The organism is Carnobacterium sp., assembly GCF_032094055.1.
Classification (GTDB): domain Bacteria; phylum Bacillota; class Bacilli; order Lactobacillales; family Carnobacteriaceae; genus Carnobacterium_A.
Genome location: NZ_DAMDAK010000001.1, coordinates 37,886 through 43,052, shown reverse-complemented (window position 1 = coordinate 43,052; position 5,167 = coordinate 37,886). Strand labels below are relative to the sequence as shown.

Annotated in this window: 7 protein-coding genes, 1 pseudogene and 1 other annotated feature; all 8 genes and pseudogenes read left to right on the top strand. The window is 36.5% G+C overall.

Annotation, left to right across the window (positions count from 1 at the left end; genetic code table 11):
- Positions 1-281, top strand: a 281-nt coding sequence (locus tag RT405_RS00245; RefSeq protein WP_313466700.1) for an ATP-binding cassette domain-containing protein, incomplete at its 5' end; no start/stop codon positions are given.
- A gap of 98 nt (positions 282-379) precedes the next feature.
- Positions 380-453, top strand: a sequence feature (ribosomal protein L21 leader region).
- 15 nt (positions 454-468) lie between these two features.
- Positions 469-777, top strand: a complete 309-nt coding sequence (gene rplU / locus RT405_RS00240; RefSeq protein ID WP_035028768.1) for a 50S ribosomal protein L21 — start codon at positions 469-471, stop codon at positions 775-777.
- Positions 778-794: 17 nt separating this feature from the next.
- Entirely contained in the window at positions 795-1,130 is a 336-nt protein-coding gene (locus tag RT405_RS00235; protein WP_313466699.1) for a ribosomal-processing cysteine protease Prp, read from the top strand.
- A 29-nt stretch (positions 1,131-1,159) separates the two neighbouring features.
- Entirely contained in the window at positions 1,160-1,444 is a 285-nt protein-coding gene (rpmA, locus tag RT405_RS00230; RefSeq protein WP_035028762.1) for a 50S ribosomal protein L27, read from the top strand.
- Positions 1,445-1,805: 361 nt separating this feature from the next.
- Complete coding sequence (locus RT405_RS00225) at positions 1,806-2,138, top strand: hypothetical protein (protein WP_192987056.1); 333 nt, start codon at positions 1,806-1,808, stop codon at positions 2,136-2,138.
- A 146-nt stretch (positions 2,139-2,284) separates the two neighbouring features.
- Entirely contained in the window at positions 2,285-3,292 is a 1,008-nt protein-coding gene (locus tag RT405_RS00220) for a class I SAM-dependent methyltransferase (protein WP_313466698.1), read from the top strand.
- A 21-nt stretch (positions 3,293-3,313) separates the two neighbouring features.
- Entirely contained in the window at positions 3,314-4,507 is a 1,194-nt protein-coding gene (locus tag RT405_RS00215; RefSeq protein ID WP_035028752.1) for an acetate/propionate family kinase, read from the top strand.
- 177 nt (positions 4,508-4,684) lie between these two features.
- Positions 4,685-5,167 (top strand): annotated as a pseudogene (locus RT405_RS00210) (ATP-dependent DNA helicase IV); the annotation flags it as partial.

Genomic DNA, 5,167 nt, shown 5'->3' with positions numbered 1-5,167 from the left:
AAGATGTTTATCCACGTACTCTATCAGGTGGACAGCAGCAGCGTGTGGCTATTGCCCGTGCCATGATGTTAAACCCTAAAATTTTATGTTTCGATGAGCCGACTTCAGCTTTAGATCGTGAATCTGCTAGTGATATTGGAAAGATGATTCAGAAAATAGCTGCTGCAGGTACCGGTATTTTAATTGTGACACATGATAGAGAATTTGCAAAAGAATACGGGACACGTGTGGTTTCTTCAGATACTTTTATTCAACCTTCGCCTAAAAAGAAAAAAGGATAGGAAGAAAATTAGCAGCAGCTTTTTACTCAAGAATGAAAAATATTGATTGACGTGGAAGGTGCTTTTTGGTATGCTACTATTGTTGTTAATGTGTAGCACCACAACTACAACCGCGCGGGAATGAGTTTACAAGTCCTAAATGGCGCTCATGACGGCGAGTCTAAGTCTAATAAGGAGGTGCGAATAAATGTACGCAATTATTAAAACAGGTGGAAAACAAATTAAAGTTGAAGTTGGCCAAGCAGTTTATATTGAAAAATTAAACGTTGAAGCTGGTGAAACTGTCACTTTTGATGAAGTTATCTTAGTAGGTGGCGAAGAAACAAAAGTTGGAGCTCCAACTATTGCCGGAGCTGTTGTTGAGGGTACTGTAGAAAAGCATGGTCGTCAAAAGAAAGTTACGACTTTTACTTACAAACGCAGAAAAGACTCTCATCGCAAACAAGGACATCGTCAACCATATACAAAAGTAATGATCAATGCAATTAACTTGTAAGAAAGCGGTGTTTGTGAATGATTCAAGCATTTTTTAGACGTAACGATAAAAGGGCGATTGTTTCTTTTGAAGTTACTGGACATGCAGAGTCAGGAACTTACGGAACAGACATTGTCTGTGCAGCTGTATCAGCTTTAACCATTGGAACTGCTAACAGCTTAGCTGCTTTAGGCGGTTTCACTCCTCTTATTGAAGCAAATGATGAGAGGGAAGGCGGTTATTTATACGTTGAACTGCCAATAGAAATAAATGATGAGCAGGAAAACATTGCACAGATTCTTTTGGAAAGTCTTTGCTTATCTTTAAATAGTATAGCAGAAGAGTATTCTGATTATGTCAAGTTAAAGCAATAAATTAGATTAAAACAGGAGGTGCAACTCAGATGTTGAAAATGAATTTACAATTCTTTGCCCATAAAAAAGGGGGCGGATCTACTACTAACGGACGTGATTCTCAATCTAAACGTTTAGGTGCTAAACGTGCAGATGGTCAAACTGTTACTGGTGGTTCAATTTTATATCGTCAACGCGGTACAAAAATTTATCCAGGTACTAATGTGGGTATTGGCGGAGATGACACTTTATTTGCAAAAGTTGATGGCGTTGTTCGTTTCGAACGTAAAGGCCGCGACAAAAAACAAGTATCTGTTTATCCAGCTGCTCAATAATTAAACACAAAAGAAACTCTTCTATTCTTGTAGAAGAGCTTTTTTTTTAAGTTTAAAAAAATGTGTTTCTTTGTTAAATCGTGTTGGTAATACTCAGATAGTGAAATTCCCTCCGGAATTTACGTGTCTGCTTGCAAGAAGCCATGGGACCGACTGAAGCCTTAGTGTCTCCAGTCTTTCAAGCCTCAAACGAAGCATAACCGCTTCGTAATTCGCATTGAATCCTTTACATGGCTGCAAGCAGCCACTATTCCTCCGAAAATTTCAAGACTGTAGAATAGATTCATTTTTCTTACCAACACCAAAAATAATAGAACCAAAAATGTGCAATAACGAAACTTTCTTTAAAAGGAGCGTTAGAATGAGTGACTTGATCATCGGAATTTTGGGCATTAGTGTGATTGCTATTGTCATTATTCTTTTTATAATCGGAGTAGTTAAATTAGCCAGATGGATGTACTATGACGCAGAAGCTAGGCGTATGCGCGGCTGGCTATGGGTACTTATAATGATTGTAACCTTACTGGTCCCAGGGTTGCTTATCTATTTAATTTTTAGAAAGCCAGCCAGTAATTTTAGCTACCGCAATTCGAAAAAGAGTCAATTATGGAAATCTTCTTTAAAGTACTTTATAATTACTCTATTGGTCCTAGGCATTATTATTGGGTTAGGCCTATACAAACAATTAAAATAAGATTCATCAAGAACAGTCTTGTAAATTAAGTGATTTTTCGTTAAAATAATACAGGTAGTAAAAAATACTGAACAGATAATTTTGTCTAATCAAAGATTAGAAATTAAGGTAGAATAGCTTTAAATAAAGAAAAGAGGTTGCATCCATTGTCTCAAAAAGAGATTGAGAGTTTATTTTCAACATTAGATACCTCCGTTCAATTGCTACAGAAAGAACTAGGTGTTTCATATTTAGAAGGGCTTTCCGAAACAGGTGAAAACATCCTTGACGGAAAAAAAGCTCGACGAGAAAATAATCTGCCTTCCGAGGAAACAGCTGAGGCGTTGAATACATTATACCAAGACCTACCATTAGCTGAAATGGAGCCAGAAGAGATTAGAAAAAGTTTTCAACTAGCCTTGTTAAAAGGTGCAAAAGAAGATAAGCTGCAAGCAAATCATCAAATGACACCGGATGCCATTGGTTTTGTTTTAGCTTATCTTATTGAAACCCTAATGGATCCAACTTTAAAAACGATTCGGTTACTTGATCCGGCAGTAGGAACAGGAAACTTATTATCGACCGTTTACAATGGATTAAGTGTTCGAAACATCGAAGTAGTCGCCGAAGGAATTGATAATGATGATTTGTTATTAGTGCTGGCTTTAATTAGTACAGAACTGCAAGGGCAAAAGATTAAACTGACTCATCAAGATGCGCTTACTGGCTTGCTGGTGGATCCAGTAGATATTGTTGTGAGTGATTTGCCAGTTGGATTCTACCCAGTAGATAAACAAGCCAAGCAATTTAAAACCAGTTCAGAAAAAGGTCATTCCTTTGCACATCACTTATTCATTGAACAAAGCATTCATTATTTAAAAAAAGGCGGTTACGGAGTATTTTTAGTTCCTTCTCAGCTATTTGAAACAGAAGAGGCAGCTGCGTTGACTAAAATGATTCAAGAAGAAGCTTATCTTCAAGGTATGCTGCATTTACCAAAAGAATTATTTCGAACAAAAAATTCACGGAAATCTATTCTTTTGCTTCAGAAAAAAGGAAACTACGCCCAACAAGTGAAGCAAGTTTTACTTGCACAAATTCCTGATTTTAAAAATCAGCCAGCTATGCTCCATTTTATGCAGGAAGTTGAAACTTGGAATAAAAAAAATAATTAAAACAAAGGAGATTCACCCACTATGTCAAAAACAATCGCAATTAACGCAGGAAGTTCAAGTTTAAAATTTACATTATACGAAATGCCGGCAGAAGAAGAAATCGTTTCAGGAATTGTGGAACGAGTAGGATTAACAAATTCCGTGTTCACTACTAAATATAATGGTGAAAAATACAAAGTAGTAGAAGATATTAAAAACCATGAAATTGCTATCCAAATGGTTTTAGATAAACTGATTGAATTAAACGTTATTGAAAGTTATGACGAAATCACAGGAGTAGGACACCGTGTTGTAGCAGGTGGTGAAATATTTAAAGACTCTGCTTTAGTGACTGATGAAGTCGTAGCACAAATTGAAAGTTTAGCAGAATTTGCACCTTTGCACAATCCAGCAAATGCAACAGGAATCAAAGCGTTTAAAAAGTTGTTGCCAAATATCACAAGTGTAGCTGTATTCGATACCTCTTTCCATACTTCTATGCCAAAAGAAAACTACTTATACAGTGTTCCAATGAGTTATTACGAAGATTTTGCCGCTCGTAAATATGGTGCTCACGGAACTTCTCATAAATATGTATCCGAGCGTGCAGCAGAAATGCTAGGAAAACCGCTTGAAGAAACAAAATTGATTACTTGTCACCTAGGTAACGGCGGTTCAATTACAGCTGTTGAAGGTGGAAAATCAGTTGATACATCAATGGGCTTCACACCACTAGCTGGTATTACTATGGGAACACGTTCTGGGGATATTGATGCATCATTATTGCCGTTCTTAATGAATAAATTAAACATCACAGATATTAACGAAATGATTTATATTTTGAATAACAAATCAGGACTATTAGGACTTTCTGACGTATCTAGCGATATGCGCGATGTAGAAGAAGCTGCTGAAGCAGGCAATGAACAAGCACAGACAGCATTAGATATTTTTTATAACCGTGTACAAAAGTACATCGGTCAATATTTTGCAGTCTTAAATGGTGCAGATGCAATTGTCTTTACAGCAGGTATTGGAGAAAATTCTCCAGAAACTCGTCAAATTATTATTGATGGAATGGATTGGTTTGGAGCAAAAATTGACGAAGAAGCCAATAAAGTGCGTGGCGAAGAACGCGTTATTTCAACAGCTGATTCGAAAGTTAAAGTGTTATTGATTCCAACGAACGAAGAAATCGCTATTGCTCGTGATGTTGAAAGATTGCGTGTTAAATAATTAAACCGCTATGTACGGACTTGAAATAAAGTTTGATGAAAAAAACCTTGTACTTTAGAATATAAAGCACAAGGTGTTTTTTTGTGAGATAAAAATCAGCATGGTGCAATAGTACACTTCTGATTTTGCGCATAACTGGTTCATAGAAATGGACACTATAAGTGAGGGGACATGTGGATGGTCAGTATAGAATTAAATAAAGAAAAACAATACCTTCAAATCGTTTATGAAAAGCTTTTGCAAACAGAGAAAGAATTAACCGATATGCTCAAAAAGACGAGGAGTGAAGGGCTTTCCACCTTGAAGGATATGTCCGGTGATGTACGTTTGGATTTTAGTAATGTATCAGACAATCTTGATACATTTTCAGTGTTGGAAATGAAAAATCGAGAGATTGATCAGATGAACATCAAAATGAAAACAGCTGATCTTTCGTTACAAAAGGTCAAACGCCTCTTAGAAACTCCATATTTTGGAAAGATAAACGTCGACTTTCTTGATGAGGAGCCAGAAGAAGCTTTCTATATTGGCATTAACAACTTTGCTGATAAAGAAGGAAATAATTTAGTATACGATTGGCGCTCACCTATTTCAGAACTATTTTACAATAATGTGATAGGCAGCTCGTTTTATATGGCCAATCGTCAACGAATTGATGTG